The sequence below is a fragment of the Polynucleobacter finlandensis genome, assembly GCF_018881755.1.
Taxonomy (GTDB): Bacteria; Pseudomonadota; Gammaproteobacteria; order Burkholderiales; family Burkholderiaceae; genus Polynucleobacter; species Polynucleobacter finlandensis.
Genome location: NZ_JACVPS010000023.1, coordinates 1 through 18,265 on the forward strand (window position 1 = coordinate 1; position 18,265 = coordinate 18,265).

Here is an 18,265-nt window from a genome sequence, read left to right on the forward strand (position 1 = left end):
AATTGGCAACCACGTTGCCGCAATCTTGCTGGAGAAATCATGTTTAGTTTTATACCTGTCACGCGCAGGCTTATGTGCGCATATATGGGCATTGCCTTAGGTCTTGCCGCAGCCATTATCTATATGAGTTTTTTGATGGTGCATCTCAATGCCAATTCGGAACCAATGGTTTTGATTCCCATTGAAGTTGCAGCCGCAGCCAAAGGGGTGAAATAATGAACACCCCTTTTAAACTCAGACTAGTTTGCTCTACCAGCCTTATCCTGCTTGCATCTCAAGCCGGCGCGCAAAGTGCCACTCCTTCTGATTATGGCCAAAAAATTGGTGATGTTGTGGTCAGTGCTAGTCGTTCGGGAACTGAATTGAAGGATATGACTCAGAATACTTCTGTCATTACGAGTGAGGATTTGGATGATGCACCCGCTCAAACCATTGATCAAGTTTTAAAGAACCAATCCAGCGTATTTTTGAATGATCAGCCGTATTATGAAAAAGATCCCACTGGTCAAAGCCTAAACGTGCGTGGGTTGGGCAATCAAAGAACTCTTGTATTAATAGATGGAGTGCCGGCCAATGACGCAATGTATGGAACGGTGCAGTGGAACTTAGTGCCACTATCAGCGATTCAGGATGTGGAATTGATTCGCGGTGGCGTATCCAATCTCTATGGGAATATGGGAATGGGTGGTGTAGTCAATATCACGACAAAACCAATCAGCGATAACAAAGGAGAAATTTCAGCCAGTTATGGCACCTTTAATACTGGCAACGTTGCGGCCTCTAAAGAAATTGCAGTCAATGAGGTGCTCAAACTTAGGGTATCGGCAGACTACTTCAATACCGATGGCTACGTTCAGCAGGCAACAATCTCTCCTGCGACTACATATCCCAATCGCAAGCTTTTAAATGGCTCATGGCAAGCGGCACCACTTGTTCCCGGTATGGGCACTGAGAGTGCAAAGAGTGCAAATTATCGCTTGCAGGGTGATGTAAAGATAAGTGCTGATACAAATGGATTTTTTAATGTTGGCTACCATACGATGCAAAACTTGACCACAGGTGGTTATGCCTTTGCACCCAAGTCTACCGAAGAGACTACGTTTTCGGCCGGCGTGACCACTCGTTTAAGCGCCGAGGATAAAGTGCAAGCCAATGCGTTTTACGAAAAAACAAGCTTGTGGCAACAAAATGTTACACAAAATTACACCCCTACCACTGGTGCTGTCGGGGTTGTGAGTGGTGCTCCATATATCAGCTCTAACTACAACGACCCTTATTACACCTTGGGCGCTTCTGGTCAATACACAAACAATGTGAAAACCTTGGGGGTTGATCAGCTCATCGCCAGCATTGATGCACGCCAAGTTTCTGCTTCCAATTTCACAAACCAATTGAATGCTTCGGGCGGAAACACTGGCACTGCCTATTCTCAGGGCACTCAAAAGTTCTACGGCTTAATGGCGCAAGCAAAATCTAAGATGGAAGCAATCCCCTTGCAGGCAACTTTGTCAGCTAGGCTTGATCAGTGGAATAGCCAAGTTCCTACTTACTATGTCGCTGGTGCAAATGGCGTTAACCCAACTTATACCAACGCACCCAATCAAACAGTTTATAAATTTAGCCCAAATTTAGGTGTGCTTTATAACGCAACAAAAGAATTGGATTTTCGTGCAGCCGCATATCAAGGTTTTCATGCGCCAGGTTTGAATAATCAAATCCGTAGTTACGGATCTGGAACCTCGTTTAGTGCATCAAACCCAAATCTCACGCCAGAAAATATGACAGGCTATGAGATTGGGGCCGATTTACGGTGGAGTGCAGGCTTTGTTCAGATTACTGGGTTTAATGCCAATGTAACGAACGCCATTTACGCTGCTACTGCAGGATCTGTAGCTCAGATTCAACAATATTGTGGAACTACCTGCACTGGTGGAACGATCTATGGGAATAACCAATCCTTACAAAGTCGTGGCTTAGAGCTTCAAGGCCATTACGATCTCACTGAAAAGTGGGCTACTGATGCAACTTATACCCATACCAATACCGTTCTAACTTGGACTGGGACAGGTGTGAGCACTACAGCAAATCCTCTTGGCTCACAAATCGGAGGTGTTCCTCAAAATATGGGTACTGCCGGCGTTACTTATAGACCTATAACCAAGACTTCATTAACTGCTTCTGTTCGCTATGTAGGTAATTCATGGATGGATACGCAGCATGCATTGCCTGTACCAGCCTATGCAACAGTGGGCTTGCGTGCCAATTATGAAATGACCCCAGTCACTACTTTATTTTTAAGTGCCGTCAATCTCCTAAATCGTAACTACATTACTTATAGTGCGGCTACCTCACAGTCTAGTTATATCATTGGTCAGCCACAGACCATTACCGTTGGAGCTCGTGTAGTCTTCTAATATGAGCAATTTCAAGCGATCCCATTTAAACCTTTTGAAAGTCAGAGCATTCATTTTTGGTGCCTTTTGCTTGGGTGCGTTTGGACCGATCTGGGCTCAAGTGGATCACTCATCCCACTCCGAGATGAGTGTGCCCAGTAAACCGCCGGCATGCGAAGGTAGTGGCTTGGATTGTGCAAATGCAGCCACTCCATTTCTGATGGCTGATGGCAAGTTGTTGCTGGCTTGGACATCTGGTGGCAAAGTGTCCATTTCTCACTCAACGGACTTGGGTAAAACATTTACTGCTCCAGTCGTCGTGGCAGAGCATGGTAAGTCTTTAGATACTGGCGGTGATGCGCGTCCTCAAATCGTTGCCGATTCAAAGGGTAATGTATTTCTCGCTTATGCCTTTTTTAAAGACAAAAACTGGAATGCCCAAATTAATAAAGTTCTATCTGGGGATGGCGGTAAAACTTTTTCAGCTCCTGAATCGCTTGTTACAAATGGCTCTAGTGAACGATTTCCTTCTGTCTTAATGCGCCCAGATGGCAGTATTTTTATTGCTTGGATTGATAAACGATTAATTGCTTCGGCAAAACAGGGTGGGGTACCCAAGCTAGGTGGCTCAATTGCATACTCATTTTCAGGGGATGGTGGCAAGACATTTCAGGTTGAGCGTATCGCTAATGAGGATAGCTGTGAGTGCTGCAGGGTAGGCGCAAGCCTAGACCCCAAAGGTCAGCCAGTTATGATTTACAGAGCAATTTTTCCAGGTGGTATTCGTGATCATGCTTCCCAAATTATTTCAAGCAATGGTTCTGACAAGATTAGGCGTATTGCTAATGATGGATGGAAAACAGATGCTTGCCCACATCATGGCCCTGCCATAGGAGTTTCCAGCCAAGGAACTATTCACGCGGCATGGTTTACTCAGGGTGCTAATAGAGCCGGCGTGTTTTATGCAAATTCCCATAATGAAGGCGCATCCTATTCTGAGCCTATGCGCTTGGGAAAGGTAGATGCAAGCACCTCCAGACCATATCTTTTGGCATTGGGAAAAAATGTATGGCTTGTGTGGAAAGAGTTTGATGGTCACGATACAGTAGTGGTGATGAAACAATCAGGTGATGATGGAAAAACTTGGTCAAAAGAAGCGATACTTTCTAAAACTGCTGATTATTCTGATCATCCCCTTTTGATTTCCCAGGGTAACCAAGTATTTTTATCTTGGCTTACTAGGGCTGACGGTTATCAGCTAACTAAGATTGGACAGATTGAGTGAAAAAGATTCTGACTGTATTTGCTACTTTTTTATTCCTATCTACTTTTGTGAATGCAGATGAGATTTCGCTCAAGCCTTATCAAAAAGGTGACTGGAGCTCTATATTGAATTTAGCTAATGGTAAACCAATGGCTGTTCATTTCTGGGGCGTTACTTGTGCCCCTTGTGTCAAAGAGATGCCACAATGGAGTAAATTTTTGTTGTCTGATAAAGATGCTAAGGTTGTTTTTATTCAGGTAGATGATGTTTCGCCTGAGATGATTCGCAAGATGTTGAGGCAGGCTAATTTAGGCAATGCAAATAATTACTACATAACCAGTAGCCTTGATGAGCGTTTGCGCTATGAGATCGACCCTAAATGGAGGGGGGAGACGCCAATTACTATTTTTATAGATAAAGTTGGCAAGAAAGAAATCACGGTTGGATCTGTAAATTTTCAGTCGGTAAAATCGTGGTTTAAGAGGAATAGTTAACCCTATAAAAGTTTTTAAATTTACGTCAACTCCGTTAGTTTTGTTGCCTATGATCGTCTGCTTTGGGTCGAATTCTGCCTGCGGTCGTTAACTAAATCGACTGACTCCTTTCGGAATTTTTACGGTCCTTGCTGGCGCTTTCAATTCAGCGCAAAGTGATATTCCCTTTCACACAAGGAGAATGTCATGGAACAGCTTATTGCAACTACGCATAAAGAACCCTGGAACAAAGGCAAACTGACAGGGCAGAAAGCACCACTTAAGTTAAAAGATATTTGGGCCATTCGGGTCCGACTTCAACTCAATGGCAGCAAGCGAGATTTGGCTTTATTTAATTTGGCTATCGATAGCAAGTTAAGAGCTTGTGACCTAGTCAAGTTAAAAGTTCGAGATATCGCGACCGGAGATCATGTCTCATCTAGAGCCAATATATTGCAACAAAAGACCCATCGACCAGTTCAGTTTGAAATTACTGAATTAACAAGGACTGCAGTTGAGCAATGGATTGAGGCGGATCGTTTGCACTTGGAAGACTATCTATTCCCCAGTCGAATTAAAGAATCTCCTCATTTATCGACTAGGCAGTACGCTAGGATTGTGCATAGTTGGGTTAGTTCAATTGGTTTGGAATCGGCCAACTATGGAACTCATACGATGCGGCGCACCAAGGTTTCTTTGATTTATCGCAGAACCAAAAATCTTCGGGCCATTCAGCTGCTACTGGGTCATACAAAGTTGGAAAGCACAGTACGGTATCTTGGTATTGAGGTAGATGATGCTTTGGAGATGGCCGAACAGACTGAGGTTTAATTTTTAGTGGGCTGTGTTGGGTTGACCATCACAGCCCACTTTTCAAAATATTGAAAATTAAAATTTGGGGCCACTTAGATTTGTTTGTGATTACTATGATCTAAGTTTATGAACACAGTTAAGCTCGGATTTCTAAGAGCTCCTGAGAAATCTTCATTCCTAGATCAATAATTTCTTTAGTTTTATCCGAGGAAGGATTTGATTCAGCATCTAGATTTCTGTAGGCAACCATGTAATACAGGCTACCAAGAACGGTATCAGTAATGAGCTTAAGTTGCTTATCCACCCTCGCAGATTCGCTATCAAAATGCTCGACCATAGAATCTTGCTTATCCAGTCCTGAAATAACAAATTCACGAATTAAGGCGCTAGGAGCAATTCCTCGCACTTTAGATAGCTCGCTTAATTCTTTGGTAATCCAGTCGTCCATTCGAATACTCATATTTGTTTTCGCCATTACTTGCTCCTTAAAGTTGATAAATGTGTTTCCTACCAATCGATATGTAAGGCTGCGCAACATGTGCGATTTAAGAGATAAAACTTACATTTTTCAGCTTTTGCGTAATACGAAGTAATACACACTAGGCCATTGATTTAATTGGAGAATAAATAGTCGTATTACAAATGTATTACGAAATTGAGGAAAACTTTATCGGATGCATTACGCCGTATTACGACAGGAAAAGCTTTTAGATGTTGAGCTTGGCGTTTCACGGGTGATTATCAAGACTGCGAAGCAGGCGTGCGTAATGTGTGTCTATAAAACTAATAGTTGAACACTTCTAACAAATTGAAATAACTTTCTGAAAAAGTGAACCCCTACAAGAAATATATTTGAATTCGCATATAACTGGATTGGGGGTGTCAATTGCCTTGGTATTAACCTAAAAAATCTCAGTAAGAAATTTTGGACCCAAAATTCATGCGGCCGATGGACTTATTACTAATGAAGAGATTGATTGGCATTTTAGAAAAAATTTATCGCCGCCTTCCCTGGCGTGACGGATGCGATATTCAAATGCAGAGCTAAAGAATCTTGTCTCACAAGTTGAAATGACTGTTTTTAATTTCTTAACAGTCATTCAGATGCTTCAAATCGGCAGGCAGAATTCGACCCATAAGAGACGGTCGCAGATAATAAAATCAGCCGAAGATGGTTTAAGCGCTTCTTAGTGGCCCGTCATGACTTGAACCTGGGACCAAAGGGTTATGAGAGCAGAAATCCAAAGAAAAACACTGGGATTTTGTGTGGTTACGCCTCCAAAATATCGGTGCGTGTATTTGTGTGACTAATTTGATAAGAGGAGAAGAAACTCAAGTTCACCCATTGGATTTCAAAAAAAGTGCTTTGGAGCAATGATCTCAATACCTCGCTACTCCAGAGCACTTTTAAAGAATGCGCCAGGCGTTACTTAAAGTAATGCTTCTTTGAAGTCTGGCAAAAACCCAGACCGATGTTGGTAAATAATCTATCCGCCCTCAGCACTTTTTTTAACAAATAGTCTGATAAAGAAAATAGCCATCCCAATCATAAATAAAATTACAGCCAAACTTAACTGACCAGCAAAAGATCCAAATAGTTCTATCCACATTTTCATTTTGACCTACCTCCTACTTTATGACTATAGAACTTTCAAATAAAGATCAATTTGACTGATATCAAAAAAATTGCCTATATCAACATGAGAGTGATAAATATTTTATGATGGTATTACTCGAATTTAATGGCTTCTGGCTTTGCAATAGGTTCGCCTGCTGCTGCCCAAGCATCGAATCCACCTGATATAGACTGCACATGAAGATAGCCCATTTCATGAAGGGCCTTAGATGCAAGTGCTGCCCTACCGCTATTCTTGCAGTACAACACAATTTTCATGTCTCGAGCGCTAAAACTCGGATCATTGCTTAACTTAAACTCCAGTAGCCCTCTAGATATATGGATTGCACCTGGGATATGGCCACTTGCATACTCATCTGTCTCACGGACGTCTAGCAATACATCTGCATCCTGAATAGCCTGCGTTGCATCAGCTAATTCAACTTCCTTTATTTCAGACTTTGCTGCTGCAACCAAATCATGTGCCGTCTTCATCTCAATCCTTATTAAATGGTGTAATTATCATTATATGATAATATATAATGATAAGCAAGAAGGTTAGACCTGAGGAAGTTCAACATCTTCCATTGGATAAGCATCAGCAACATATGCTGGTCCCTTCATCACCTTCACCAAAAATGCCCCAATGGCTATAGTAAGGATTGTGAGCCAATACACCACTAGGGTACCAATCACCAAAATATCAATTAACTTGATAGTCGATCCTGTAACCTGAATATAGTCATATGCAACTAGGGCCCTGGTCACAATAGATGGAAGGAGAATGATTAAACTTCCGATGCCCAATATTGCAGGCACGCCATGAAGAATCTTTCGCTCAACCCCAGGAGGGCATGTTACAAAGCCAGGAAGAATATTTAAGAGAGTATTCATAGGCTCTTACTCTAAGCTCAATTCATTCACGCCACTTTGTTTTAAATCAAACATATTTCACCGCCACCCATTAAGAGCGCCAACCCCACTAAGAGGAGAATTTGATCAAATACCCTATAAATTCATTCCCTGCCCGCTACAATAAAAAAATATGAATACAATTTCAGGACCAGTACAAGAAAATAATTATGAGAAAACAATTCATGAGCTTAATCGTGAAATTGTCAGACTTGCCTTTGCCTTGAATTTGGATTTATCCAATCATGCGTACTTGCATGAGTTCTTAACGGCCGATATTGATCGCACGCACGATCATTTTCATAAACGCGAAACATTGAAAGGTCTGATTGTCTTAAGAGGACAAATCTGCATGCAGGTCGGAGACGCTGGTATGGAGCCCCTACCTGGACCAATTCACGAATCAATTTATAAACTACTGCAAGTACATCAATCTATTGGGTGATTCAATAATTAAAAGGTGAAATCATGCTGATCAAGTGCCCTAGCTGTCATAAATTTAATCGCTTACCACTAGATAGAATTAATCAAAAGCCCATTTGCGGGATTTGTAAATCGAGCCTACTCTTAGGGCCTATCGACGCCGACCAAGCGAGCATTAAGGAAATCTTGAGCCAAAGCAAGATGCCTGTCCTTGTTGATTTTTGGGCTCCTTGGTGCGGTCCCTGCAAAATGTTTGCCCCCACCTTTCTATCTAGCGCTAAAAAGCATGGTGAAAGTATTCTTCATATCAAACTAGATACCGAAGCAAATCCAGCTATTGGCCAGGAATTTTTAATTAGATCCATTCCTACGCTAGCAGGCTTTAAAAATGGCACTGAAATAGAGAGGCTGAGTGGAGCGCTTTCTCCCCAACAGTTAGATCAGTTTATTTTGCGACTGCTGTAAAAAATCACATTAAACCAATCACTTACTACTGATTGCAGTAACTCTTGTAAAGAATACCCATTACATCAAGTGCAACCTCACTAGATAGCGAGTAATAAATCTGCTTGCCTTCTCTCCTAGTTCGAACCAAACCCTCATTGCGCAATATAGTTAATTGCTGAGAAAGTGTGGGTTGATGTATTCCTAAGGCACTCTCAAGATCTCCAACACACTTTTCACCCAGACTTATCTGACACAACAATAGCAATCTATCGCTATTTCCTAGCGTTTTAAGTAGTCTACAAGCCTCATTTGCAGATTCCTGCATTCTTTCCAGATCCATATTCACACCCATATCAGGCCCCAAAATTTTTGTAGAACAAACTCACACACATCATTCATTTTACTTTATTATATAATATAATTAAATAAATTAAAGAACAGAGTGCAGAGTCATGGATAACAAACTAGGGATTTCAGGCCGAATTGCAGCATTCTTTCAAGGGGCACAAATTACACCCTTGCTAGCGATCCTTGCTTTGCTTTTAGGTCTATTTGCCATTATCGTGACTCCGCGTGAAGAAGAGCCTCAAATTAATGTCACGATGGCTAATGTCATCATCCCCTTTCCCGGTGCAAGCGCTAAAAACGTAGAGGAGATGATCTCGATTCCAGCTGAGCAAGTGCTATCGCAGATTGCCGGCATCGAACATGTTATGTCGATGTCTCAAACAGGTCTTTCAGTGATCACCGTTCAATTCAAGGTTGGCGTCCCAAGAACAGAAGCTCTGGTAAGGCTGCACGATACCGTAGCAGCCAACTCAGATTGGTTGCCAAAAGGTCTCGGGGTCATGCCCGCCATCATTAAGCCCAAGGGAATTGATGACGTTCCAATACTCTCACTGACGCTATTTTCAAAAAATCCTTCAATCACATCGTATGAGTTGGAAAAAATAGCCAATGAAATTGAAATTGATTTAAAACGAGTGAAAGGGACGCGAGAAGTCACCACAATTGGCGGCCCAAAACGGGCAATCCGAATTGAGGTCAGCCCTGAGAAAATGGCACTCAAGGGTGTCACCATTCCAGAACTCAGAATGGCGCTAGAAACTGCCAATCTAGGCATGCCAGTTGGCGATCTTCTTACAGAACAAGGGACCGTTGCCATTGAAACTGGCCCTTTTCTAAGAAACTTAATAGATGTGGAGAGCATTGCCTTAGGAGTTCGCCAAGGCAACCCCGTTTACGTCAAGGATGTGGCTACAGTCATTGAGGGGCCAATGCAAAATCGACGCTTAGTTTGGCATGCGGACGTTGCTGATAAAGGCTCTGCAGATCATCCAGCGGTCACGATTTCAGTCACCAAAAAACCTGGTGAGAATGCCGTCGATGTTTCCAATCAAGTACTCAGCCAATTGCAATCCCTAAGGTCCACCCTAATACCCAAAGATATTGAGATAGCAGTCTCGCGTAATTATGGTGAAACTGCTAATGAAAAAGCTAGCAAACTCATCCAGAAACTCATTTTTGCAACATTGTCAGTAGTGGCTTTGATTTTCTTTGCATTAGGTCGTAGAGAGGCGATGATTGTTGGATCGGCGGTTGTACTTACCTTAGCCGCAACATTATTCGCCTCCTGGGCTTGGGGATTTACCATCAACAGAGTCTCCCTATTTGCCTTGATATTTTCAATTGGAATTTTGGTGGATGATGCCATTGTGGTGGTTGAAAACATTCATCGACATCAACTGCTATTCCCCAATAAACGCTTAAAAGAAATTATTCCTGGCGCAGTGGACGAAGTTGGCGGGCCCACCATTTTGGCAACACTTACCGTGATTGCTGCACTACTACCTATGGCCTTTATTAGCGGTCTGATGGGTCCATACATGAGCCCCATTCCTATTAACTCGAGTATGGGCATGCTGCTATCACTTGCAATTGCCTTCATGGTTACACCTTGGATGGCAAGAATTTGGCTTGCTCAACACTCAGATAGTCAAAAGGCACACTTTAATCTCGCTCAGTGGATCAGCCCAAAGTTTAAGAAAATATTTGATCCCCTACTGAGTGATCAATCTGGAAAAAGAAATAGGAAACTTCTCGCAGGCGGGGTGATCGGAGCAATCTTGATTTCACTCTCACTACCAATGACAGGCTTGGTGGTATTAAAGATGTTGCCATTTGATAACAAATCAGAATTTCAAGTGATCTTGGATATGCCGCCAAGTACTAGGGTCGAAAAGACCTCAGAGGTTTTGAGAGAAATGGGAGTAGCCCTATCTAAATCTCCTGAAGTAAGCAGCTACCAGATTTATGCAGGCACTTCCGCCCCGATAAACTTTAATGGCTTGGTACGCCAGTACTACTTTAGGCAAAGCCCAGCATTGGGCGATATTCAAGTTAACCTCGTAGATAAGCACCATCGGTCAGATCAAAGCCACCTCATTGCAAGCCGCATTCGTCCTGCATTGCAAGAGATAGCAAAAAAATATAACGCCAATGTCAAGGTGGTAGAAGTACCTCCAGGACCTCCAGTGCTTTCTCCTATCGTTGCTGAGATCTACGGCCCTACCCCAGAGGGCAGACTGAGTGTAAGTAAATCAGTGAGATCCGCTCTTGAGAAAACCGATGGCATTGTCGATATTGATGACAGTAGCATCGCAAAATCGCCAAAGCAGTTCTTGCTAGTTGATCGTCGGAAGGCAAGCTTAATGGGCGTTTCTCAACAAGCGATTGTGACAACCTTAAGGGCTGGTCTTGCTGGAGAAAATGTTGCTTACGTTCATGACGAATCCAAATACTCTGCGCCTACAGAAATCAGACTCCCAGAAAATAAACAGGACTCATTAAAAGAGTTGCTGAAATTGACTGTCAGAAACTCACAACGGGAGGCAGTGCCTCTTAGTCAATTAGTTTCTATCGTAGACGCGGACAGAGAGCAAACCATCTATCGCAAGGATCTTCTGCCGGTAAGCTATGTTATTGGAGATACCGCCGGAAAAGTGGATAGCCCTTTGTATGGCTTATTTAAGGCCAGATCGCTGACCAAAGAAATTAAAGATCCAAACGGCAAAGAAGTGGAAGAATTCTTTACTGCCGCCCCAAGTGATCCCTACCAAAGCTATGCCATCAAATGGGATGGTGAGTGGCAAGTTACTTATGAGACCTTCCGTGATATGGGCGCTGCTTATGCGGTTGGCTTAATACTCATATATCTACTAGTTGTAGCGCACTTTGGCTCCTATCTCACGCCACTCGTCATCATGGCGCCGATTCCCCTCACGATTGTTGGGGTGATGCCTGGGCATGCTCTGCTCGGCGCGCAATTTACAGCAACCTCCATGATTGGCATGATTGCACTGGCTGGCATCATTGTGCGTAACTCAATACTGCTGGTTGATTTTATTAACCTTCAGGTTCGCCAAGGCATTGCATTTAAGGATGCCGTGGTGGATGCCGCCATCACGCGAGCCCAACCTATTGCACTTACAGGGTTAGCAGCAATGCTGGGGGCATTCTTTATATTGGATGATCCGATTTTCAATGGCCTTGCAATCTCATTAATTTTTGGAATTCTGGTATCAACAGCGCTCACTTTGGTAGTGATTCCCCTGCTCTATTACTCAGCTTATGCACATCGAGTAGACAAAATTCTCCAATCAACCCATTAATTCATTTAAGGAATTCATCATGACATCTTGGCAAATTGTTCGCATCATTGCAGGCACATTTATTTTCATCTCAGTAGCGCTTGGCGCTCCCGGAAGTCCATGGTTTGCAAATGAATGGTTCTTAGCCTTTACCGCTTTTGTTGGCGTCAACATTTTGCAAAGTGGTTTAACTCGCTGGTGCCTCATGGAAACAATTGTTCGCAAGTTGGGCGCTAAAGCTGGCGCATAAATTCAAAGGTTACCAATGAAACTCCTCGATATAAAACCTTTTGCAGCGGCTGCGATGGCATTGCTAACCATTTCATCCAATTCGGCTATGGCAACAAGCTTAATGGAGGTATGGCGTGAAGCCCAAAATAGAGACCCAGAATTCATTGCCAGTCGCTATGAGCAGATGGCTGGAGAGAAGAGACGCGATCAGGGAACTTCCTTATGGCTTCCAAGCGTTAACTTAACCGCCCTCACCGGCAGCATGAGCTACAACACCTCAACCACTGGCGCGCAATTCTATGCACCAGGTATGGGCACCTTTAATGGGGCTAATTTCAATACCTCAGTCAATAATGGTTTCGTTAACCGATATACCGTCGGCGCTACCCAATCAATTTATAACCGCGAGCGCCTCGCCCAAAGCCGACAGCTCAATCTCTCAGCCGATGCCTCCAATCTTGGTGCTCAAGTAGCGAACCAAAATCTGATCTTGTTGGTTGCCGAACGCTATTTCGATGTCCTTAGTGCCGAAGAGTCTGTTAGATTGGTCAAAAAACAAGAAGCAGCAATTGCCAATACGCGCCAACAAATTGAGAAGCGCTTTAGGCTTGGCGATGCCAGTCAAACTGATATGCAAGAAGCAAACGAGAGATTGGACACGGTAAAAGTACGCGCTCTAGATGCAAGTAATAATCTTGCAGTCAAAAAACTTGCCTTGCAGGACTTATTCGGGGGCGTAGTTAATATTGAGAAATCAAAAATCAACTTAAATGTTGCGCAACTATCACTTCCAAACCTCGAAACTCATGTAGGAAAGCTTAAGTCCCAGAATATCCAACTGCAAATGCTTTCAACGCAAGAAAAAGCTGCGAAAGAAGAGGCTGAAAAGTACGGTGCAGCAGCCTCACCTAAGTTGGATGCGGTTGCACAGTCCTCTAAAGATAGTTTAAGTGGATCTGGCAATTTTGGCCCCGCTAACAATACAGCAACCAATAATTATCTCGTTGGATTACAGCTTTCAATCCCTCTATATACCGGCGGCTACCGCACGGCTAAGCAAGAAGAGTCATTGCTCTTGGTTGAAAAGATTAAAGCCGAGTACAACAAGTCTGAGCAGAATCTAGAGAGAACCTTAAGATCAGTTTGGTATTCACTCAATAGCGCAAAGGATAAGCTGACGGCATTATCAAGTGCCCAAAAGACTGGCGAAGCAAGGTTAAGCTCTACTCGGGTCGGGTATGCGCATGGTTCTCGCACCACGATGGAACTTTTGGGAGCCGAAAGCGACCTTATTGCCAATGACTATGCGCTTTATATGGAAAAAGTGAACTATCTTCTTAATCGATTACGCCTAGCTGCGCTTACGGGTGAAATCTCAGAGCAGGATCTTTCAATGGTAAATGCATACCTTAATTGATCCAACAAAAGCAAACTTAGAAGAACGAAGGAAATCAGATGAAGAATTTAGAAGCTAAAAAAATGTGGGATGACCGCTTTAATAGCGAAGACTTTCTATTCGGAACTGAAGCAAACACATTTTTACAAGAGATGGCCCCAAAGCACCTCAAAGAAAATGCCCGAATTTTGTGTATTGCAGATGGCGAAGGCAGAAACTCTACTTGGCTAGCCCAGCAGAATCACCAAGTTGATGCGTTTGACTTTTCTGATATTGCAATTGAGAAAGCAAAAAAGTTTGCGAGCAGTAAAAATGTAGAGGTCAATTACGTTGTATCTGATTGTCAGTCAATTAATTGGGAGGCGGGCGATTACGATGCAATCATTGCGATATTCATTCAATTCTCAAACCCCAAAGAACGCTCAAGATTATTTAAAGATATGCTATTAGCATTAAAGCCGGGCGGCGTCTTAATCCTGCAGGGTTACACGCCCAAGCAATTGGAATATAAAACCGGTGGGCCAAGTCAGATTGAAAATTTGTACACAGAACGAGTTATAAAGAGTTTGCTTAAGAATACAAAAATTGAAGTCTTAAAAAGCTATGAAGCAGAATTAAGCGAGGGAAAAGCGCATTCTGGAAAATCAGCGCTAATTGGGGTGGTGGCAATTAAGAAGCCAGTATCGATATGGCAGTTCGCCCTATCAGCAATTATGATGCCGATGTTTTCATAATCAGCGGTGAATTATTTTCTAGCTATTAATTACTATCAGAGAATTACATTCCTCGTTTTGCAAAATCCTTGAGCGCATTCATATTGGGAATTTGGACTGAAAGCCTTGTAACATCTGAAATCAACCCCTGCTCTGACATAGATGCTAAGGCTCTACTAATTGTTTCAAATTTGACATCCATCATCAAACCCATATCCTCACGCCTAAAAAGAGGTGCAATTGTATGGGAGCCAGACTCTCTTGCCAGTTGAATAAAAAATCTGGCTAGGCGAATTTCAATGCGCCCAGTATTAATCTCTGAAAACCATGCCTCAGATTCCGAGAGCGCCTCGCCCCATTTTTTGACTATTTGACGATGTAATCTTGGAGACTCCTCCCCCAGAATTGAAATAACATTTTTAGGAATCTTACACGCACGAATATTAGTAAGCGCAGTAGCAGCGTGCTTGTAATGATCACCCAATAGTGCCTCCATCCCAAATAAATCTCCCGGCTTCACAAGCCGCACAATTCTGCTGGTGCCATCAGGATTGAGATGGAGTAACTTTAAATAACCTTGACGCAAGGTATAAACATGCTGTGCAGATTCACCCTGGGAATAAATCAAAGAATTTGCTTCATACTTTAAATCGTCAATTGGTGAATGAATTTTGGAGAAATCCTCCTCGTTTAACTCTGCGAACAAAGCAGAGCTACGGATAGAGCATGACTCACAGTCGCTCTGACCCTGCCAAGCAATCTTTATATCTACAGGCTTCATCATCGCGATATTCTCAAGTTAACTCTATAGACATTATTTTATGCGTACATTTGTATATACGTTTATACGTATATACATGCTGATTAATATATGGAGTAAAACGTTACTAATAATAAGTGAGTACGCTAGCTTTACCCTTAAAGATTCTGTATGAAAAAAGGGTATAACCAAGAATGGTAGGCAGAACTACGATTGCACCCCAAAAAATAAACCATAGGGATTCAGTAGCTGCAGCCGCTTGCCACAATGTCATTTTTCCAATAATGACATATGGAAAAATACTATAAGCAATACCAAAAAATGCCAGCCAAAAAATGGCGACAACACAGGCAAAAGGTAACCACTCCCTCTTGCTGGAGCCTTTTTCTAATGCACAAATAAAATGATTGGCGAGAAAAAATAAAATAGCGGTCGCAATGGGAATTGGGGAGAGCCAAAAAATTTGTGGCCAAGAAAACCATTTATGCATGATTTCAGGACTGAAGTATGGAGTGGCAGCAGAGACTAATGTGACCCCAAATCCAGTGAGCCATAAACTTGTTTTAGCCCATCGGAATGATTGTTGCTGAAGGCTTCCTTCAGTTTTGAGGATCAGCCATGTTGACCCAAGCAGTATGTAACCTGCTGGTAAACATATCCCAACAAGCAGTGAAAAACCCCAGCCTAAAATTCCTGAATCAAACCCCACGATCAGGCGGCCGATCATGATGCCCTGAGAGACCGAAGCGATTAAACTGCCGACGTAAAACAATAAATTCCAAAGCGGCTTTTGTTCAATATTGACCTTAACCCTAAAGTCAAATGACACGCCTCGAAGAATTAACCCCATCAACATCGCCGCTACAGGTAAGTAGAGCTCAGTTAGTATCGGCCCATGAGCCAATGGAAACGCGACAAGTAATAGGCCAACACCTAAAACAATCCAGGTTTCGTTGGCATCCCAAAAAGGGCCAATCGATGCAATCATCATATCTTTGTCATGGTCTGATGCTCGATTGAGCAGCATTCCAATTCCTAAGTCGTAACCGTCCAGAACTACATAAGACAGCATGGCAAATCCCATGGCGACAAAGAAAAATAGCGGAAGCCAGACAGATGCTTGGGTATAGTCAATTGAGGTCATAACTTAAGTCCTAAAAAGACTCCACGAAGTTTCAGATTGCTTTTCAACTTGAGTTTTGGGACTTTCTTTATCGTCAGCCTGGCGAGCCAGATAGAAGACCACCCAAATGTAAGCAGCTAGCAAACCCACATATAGAGTTAAGTATGCAAAAAGAGTAGAAAAGACCATGCTTGTTGGCAAAGTGGTTGCAGCTTGTGCAGTGGTCAGCACTCCAGTGACCAAATAAGGTTGTCGCCCAATTTCGGTTACATACCAACCAGCCAACACGGCAACCCAGCCGGAAAAGGTCATCAGCACTAAACCTTTGGCCAACAACTTTGGTAGAGGCCGATTTTGACGCATCTGCCAACGTCCCAACCATGAAAATAAGAGCATTAAGATACCAACGCCAACCATCACTCTAAAAGCAAAAAATACAGGGGCAACAGGCGGAATCTTATCTCCGAAATCATTTAATCCCTTGACCTCACCATCCCAACTATGGGTTAAGTAAAAAGACGCCAACTTAGGAATGCTGATCTCATAGTCGTTAGTAAGAGTTTGTTTATTGGGTATCCCAAAGATTACTGCAGGCACACCAGTGCCGCCATTCCAAATTCCCTCCATAGCAGCTAGCTTTGCAGGTTGATGATGAAGCGTATTTAGGCCATGTAGATCTCCAAGCATAATTTGAATGGGCGTTAAAACCATGGCAGCAGTAAGTGCCATTTTCATCACCATCAAATTTGCTTCCGAGCGGCTATTACGAAGGTAGCGGTAAGCAGAAATACCAGCTAAGAAAAACGATACTGTTAAAAATGAAGCTAACATCATGTGCCCCAGGCGATAAGGCATCGATGGATTAAAGATGATTGCCATCCAATCAACGGCATGCGCCCTGCCATCAATCATGGTGAAACCCTGCGGAGTTTGCATCCATGAATTTAAAGCAATAATCCAAAAGGCTGAAAGGCTCGTCCCAAAAGCCACCAAAAAAGTAGCTAACGTATGCACTCTTTGCGAAACACGCTTTGCACCAAATAGCATGACGCCTAAGAAAGTTGCCTCAAGGAAAAAGGCTGTTAGGACTTCATATGCCAATAATGGACCGGCAATATTGCCAACGGTTTCCATGTACCCAGGCCAGTTTGTTCCAAACTGAAAGCTCATCGTGATACCACTCACGACACCTAAAGCAAATGTTAAGGCAAAGACTTTGATCCAGAACTGATATGCCTCTTTCCAGCAATCTAACCCAGTCCTGTTGTGTTTAATCTTGAAGTAGAAAAGGAACCAGCCTAAGGCAATCGAAATAGTCGGGAACAAAATATGGAAGGAAATATTTGCACCAAACTGGATTCTGCTCATAATAAGTGTGTCCAACATCCTATTGCCCCTTATTTTTGATGTACTTTTTTATTATCCTCTTAACCACTATGAATTGCTGAGCTTGGCTTTATACCCATCTCATTCAATCGACCGTTAAGACAATGCGAGCGTCAAACCTCAAAATGGATTAATTTACGGGGAGTTGATGATGGCTGACCTATAGTGCCGTGAAAATTAATGTGTAAAGTGTGTGGAGTTTGCCTACACACTTTTTAGCATGCTCAGCGTTACTTAAAGTAACGCTCAAATGACCAAACCTCACCTTTAGTCTCAAAAGCTGGCTTTTTGTGATGTTTAGGTCCTGTTTAGGCTCTCTGGTTATGAGAGCAGAAGCCCATGATAGACCCATATAAACAGGGGGTCTGCGGGTGGTCAGTGTCGGTGTGTAAGCAAATGTGTAAGCAAATTCATGGATTTAAAGGAAGTGGCCTCTCACTCATTGGTTTTCAAAACCACAGGATTTTTAGAGCAACCATCTAACACTTCGTTGCTCCAAAGTACTTTTTGGTGAGTGAGCGTTACTTTAAGTAACGCTTACTTTTCTGGACGGCAGCTAACGACCCAAAGCAGCCCATGCAGAGACAACAAAAAACCACCCGAAGGTGGCCATCTCATTCATCAATATTGAGATTAAGAAGCGGCGATTGCTTTGCGAGCTTTAGT

The 18,265-nt window shown here is 42.9% G+C and carries 19 protein-coding genes; 11 read left to right on the forward strand and 8 right to left on the reverse strand.

The genetic code is table 11. The features are described from left to right. The 5 genes from ICN49_RS11295 to ICN49_RS11315 form a co-directional block, all read left to right on the forward strand. On the forward strand, positions 1-216 hold a 216-nt coding region (locus ICN49_RS11295), incomplete at its 5' end, for a hypothetical protein (RefSeq protein WP_216168180.1). Beyond that, positions 216-2,414, forward strand: a complete 2,199-nt coding sequence (locus ICN49_RS11300; RefSeq protein WP_216168181.1) for a TonB-dependent receptor — start codon at positions 216-218, stop codon at positions 2,412-2,414. The genes ICN49_RS11295 and ICN49_RS11300, both read left to right, overlap by 1 nt. Position 2,415: 1 nt before the next feature. Next, positions 2,416-3,678, forward strand: a complete 1,263-nt coding sequence (locus tag ICN49_RS11305; RefSeq protein ID WP_216168182.1) for an exo-alpha-sialidase — start codon at positions 2,416-2,418, stop codon at positions 3,676-3,678. Next, positions 3,675-4,151 (forward strand): TlpA disulfide reductase family protein, encoded by a 477-nt coding sequence (locus ICN49_RS11310; RefSeq protein ID WP_216168183.1) that lies wholly within the window; start codon positions 3,675-3,677, stop codon positions 4,149-4,151. The genes ICN49_RS11305 and ICN49_RS11310 overlap by 4 nt, the downstream gene beginning before the upstream one ends. A 186-nt stretch (positions 4,152-4,337) precedes the next feature. Beyond that, positions 4,338-4,961, forward strand: coding sequence for a tyrosine-type recombinase/integrase (locus ICN49_RS11315; protein ID WP_216168184.1), 624 nt, complete (start codon positions 4,338-4,340; stop codon positions 4,959-4,961). A 118-nt stretch (positions 4,962-5,079) separates the two neighbouring features. Here ICN49_RS11315 and ICN49_RS11320 read toward each other — a convergent pair whose 3' ends face one another. From ICN49_RS11320 to ICN49_RS11335, 4 genes are all read right to left on the reverse strand, one after another. After that, on the reverse strand, positions 5,080-5,418 hold the full coding sequence (locus ICN49_RS11320) for a hypothetical protein (RefSeq protein ID WP_216168185.1): 339 nt from the start codon (positions 5,416-5,418) through the stop codon (positions 5,080-5,082). Positions 5,419-6,430: 1,012 nt separating this feature from the next. Then, a complete protein-coding gene (locus ICN49_RS11325) occupies positions 6,431-6,559 on the reverse strand; it encodes a DUF3149 domain-containing protein (RefSeq protein ID WP_082783992.1) in 129 nt (42 codons plus the stop codon). A 113-nt stretch (positions 6,560-6,672) separates the two neighbouring features. Next, positions 6,673-7,053, reverse strand: a complete 381-nt coding sequence (locus ICN49_RS11330) for a rhodanese-like domain-containing protein (RefSeq protein ID WP_062306413.1) — start codon at positions 7,051-7,053, stop codon at positions 6,673-6,675. A gap of 63 nt (positions 7,054-7,116) precedes the next feature. Continuing rightward, positions 7,117-7,452 (reverse strand): hypothetical protein, encoded by a 336-nt coding sequence (locus ICN49_RS11335; protein ID WP_062306415.1) that lies wholly within the window; start codon positions 7,450-7,452, stop codon positions 7,117-7,119. A gap of 151 nt (positions 7,453-7,603) precedes the next feature. Between ICN49_RS11335 and ICN49_RS11340 the strand changes: the two genes are divergently transcribed. Continuing rightward, a complete protein-coding gene (locus ICN49_RS11340; protein ID WP_216168186.1) occupies positions 7,604-7,915 on the forward strand; it encodes a hypothetical protein in 312 nt (103 codons plus the stop codon). 23 nt (positions 7,916-7,938) lie between these two features. Next, on the forward strand, positions 7,939-8,358 hold the full coding sequence (gene trxC, locus ICN49_RS11345; RefSeq protein WP_062306420.1) for a thioredoxin TrxC: 420 nt from the start codon (positions 7,939-7,941) through the stop codon (positions 8,356-8,358). Between the two features lie 25 nt (positions 8,359-8,383). Here the strand turns inward: trxC and ICN49_RS11350 are convergent, their stop codons facing one another. Next, positions 8,384-8,692, reverse strand: a complete 309-nt coding sequence (locus ICN49_RS11350; RefSeq protein ID WP_062306422.1) for an ArsR/SmtB family transcription factor — start codon at positions 8,690-8,692, stop codon at positions 8,384-8,386. A gap of 100 nt (positions 8,693-8,792) precedes the next feature. Here ICN49_RS11350 and ICN49_RS11355 point away from each other — a divergent pair, with 100 nt between their 5' ends. From ICN49_RS11355 to ICN49_RS11370, 4 genes are read left to right on the forward strand one after another with little or no spacing between them, the layout of a single operon-like run. Further along, on the forward strand, positions 8,793-12,011 hold the full coding sequence (locus ICN49_RS11355; protein ID WP_216168187.1) for an efflux RND transporter permease subunit: 3,219 nt from the start codon (positions 8,793-8,795) through the stop codon (positions 12,009-12,011). Positions 12,012-12,030: 19 nt separating this feature from the next. After that, positions 12,031-12,240, forward strand: a complete 210-nt coding sequence (locus ICN49_RS11360; protein WP_062306426.1) for a YgaP family membrane protein — start codon at positions 12,031-12,033, stop codon at positions 12,238-12,240. A 15-nt stretch (positions 12,241-12,255) separates the two neighbouring features. Continuing rightward, on the forward strand, positions 12,256-13,638 hold the full coding sequence (locus tag ICN49_RS11365; protein ID WP_062306427.1) for a TolC family protein: 1,383 nt from the start codon (positions 12,256-12,258) through the stop codon (positions 13,636-13,638). Positions 13,639-13,676: 38 nt separating this feature from the next. After that, positions 13,677-14,351 carry a class I SAM-dependent methyltransferase gene (locus ICN49_RS11370; protein WP_062306431.1) on the forward strand — a complete coding sequence of 225 codons (675 nt, stop codon included), beginning with the start codon at positions 13,677-13,679 and terminating at the stop codon, positions 14,349-14,351. Positions 14,352-14,394: 43 nt separating this feature from the next. On the opposite strand, the gene ICN49_RS11375 is transcribed toward ICN49_RS11370, so the two are convergent. The 3 genes from ICN49_RS11375 to ICN49_RS11385 all read right to left on the reverse strand — a co-directional run bounded on the left by ICN49_RS11375 (position 14,395) and on the right by ICN49_RS11385 (position 17,581). Next, positions 14,395-15,114: a Crp/Fnr family transcriptional regulator gene (locus ICN49_RS11375; RefSeq protein WP_255535519.1), complete on the reverse strand. Its 720-nt coding sequence runs from the start codon at positions 15,112-15,114 to the stop codon at positions 14,395-14,397. 103 nt (positions 15,115-15,217) lie between these two features. Beyond that, complete coding sequence (locus ICN49_RS11380; RefSeq protein ID WP_216168188.1) at positions 15,218-16,234, reverse strand: cytochrome d ubiquinol oxidase subunit II; 1,017 nt, start codon at positions 16,232-16,234, stop codon at positions 15,218-15,220. Positions 16,235-16,237: 3 nt separating this feature from the next. Beyond that, on the reverse strand, positions 16,238-17,581 hold the full coding sequence (locus ICN49_RS11385; protein ID WP_255535520.1) for a cytochrome ubiquinol oxidase subunit I: 1,344 nt from the start codon (positions 17,579-17,581) through the stop codon (positions 16,238-16,240). Positions 17,582-18,265: the final 684 nt, after the last annotated feature.

Excerpts from the sequence above, each read along its gene's own strand:
- ICN49_RS11355 (WP_216168187.1), top strand. The coding sequence starts at position 8,793 with ATGGATAACAAACTAGGGATTTCAGGCCGAATTGCAGCATTCTTTCAA.
- ICN49_RS11335 (WP_062306415.1), bottom strand. The coding sequence starts at position 7,452 with ATGAATACTCTCTTAAATATTCTTCCTGGCTTTGTAACATGCCCTCCT.
- ICN49_RS11300 (WP_216168181.1), top strand. The coding sequence starts at position 216 with ATGAACACCCCTTTTAAACTCAGACTAGTTTGCTCTACCAGCCTTATC.
- ICN49_RS11375 (WP_255535519.1), bottom strand. The coding sequence starts at position 15,114 with ATGATGAAGCCTGTAGATATAAAGATTGCTTGGCAGGGTCAGAGCGAC.
- ICN49_RS11360 (WP_062306426.1), top strand. The coding sequence starts at position 12,031 with ATGACATCTTGGCAAATTGTTCGCATCATTGCAGGCACATTTATTTTC.
- ICN49_RS11315 (WP_216168184.1), top strand. The coding sequence starts at position 4,338 with ATGGAACAGCTTATTGCAACTACGCATAAAGAACCCTGGAACAAAGGC.
- ICN49_RS11350 (WP_062306422.1), bottom strand. The coding sequence starts at position 8,692 with ATGGGTGTGAATATGGATCTGGAAAGAATGCAGGAATCTGCAAATGAG.
- ICN49_RS11305 (WP_216168182.1), top strand. The coding sequence starts at position 2,416 with ATGAGCAATTTCAAGCGATCCCATTTAAACCTTTTGAAAGTCAGAGCA.
- ICN49_RS11320 (WP_216168185.1), bottom strand. The coding sequence starts at position 5,418 with ATGGCGAAAACAAATATGAGTATTCGAATGGACGACTGGATTACCAAA.
- ICN49_RS11325 (WP_082783992.1), bottom strand. The coding sequence starts at position 6,559 with ATGAAAATGTGGATAGAACTATTTGGATCTTTTGCTGGTCAGTTAAGT.
- ICN49_RS11380 (WP_216168188.1), bottom strand. The coding sequence starts at position 16,234 with ATGACCTCAATTGACTATACCCAAGCATCTGTCTGGCTTCCGCTATTT.
- ICN49_RS11365 (WP_062306427.1), top strand. The coding sequence starts at position 12,256 with ATGAAACTCCTCGATATAAAACCTTTTGCAGCGGCTGCGATGGCATTG.
- ICN49_RS11385 (WP_255535520.1), bottom strand. The coding sequence starts at position 17,581 with ATGAGCAGAATCCAGTTTGGTGCAAATATTTCCTTCCATATTTTGTTC.
- ICN49_RS11330 (WP_062306413.1), bottom strand. The coding sequence starts at position 7,053 with ATGAAGACGGCACATGATTTGGTTGCAGCAGCAAAGTCTGAAATAAAG.
- ICN49_RS11370 (WP_062306431.1), top strand. The coding sequence starts at position 13,677 with ATGAAGAATTTAGAAGCTAAAAAAATGTGGGATGACCGCTTTAATAGC.
- ICN49_RS11340 (WP_216168186.1), top strand. The coding sequence starts at position 7,604 with ATGAATACAATTTCAGGACCAGTACAAGAAAATAATTATGAGAAAACA.
- trxC (WP_062306420.1), top strand. The coding sequence starts at position 7,939 with ATGCTGATCAAGTGCCCTAGCTGTCATAAATTTAATCGCTTACCACTA.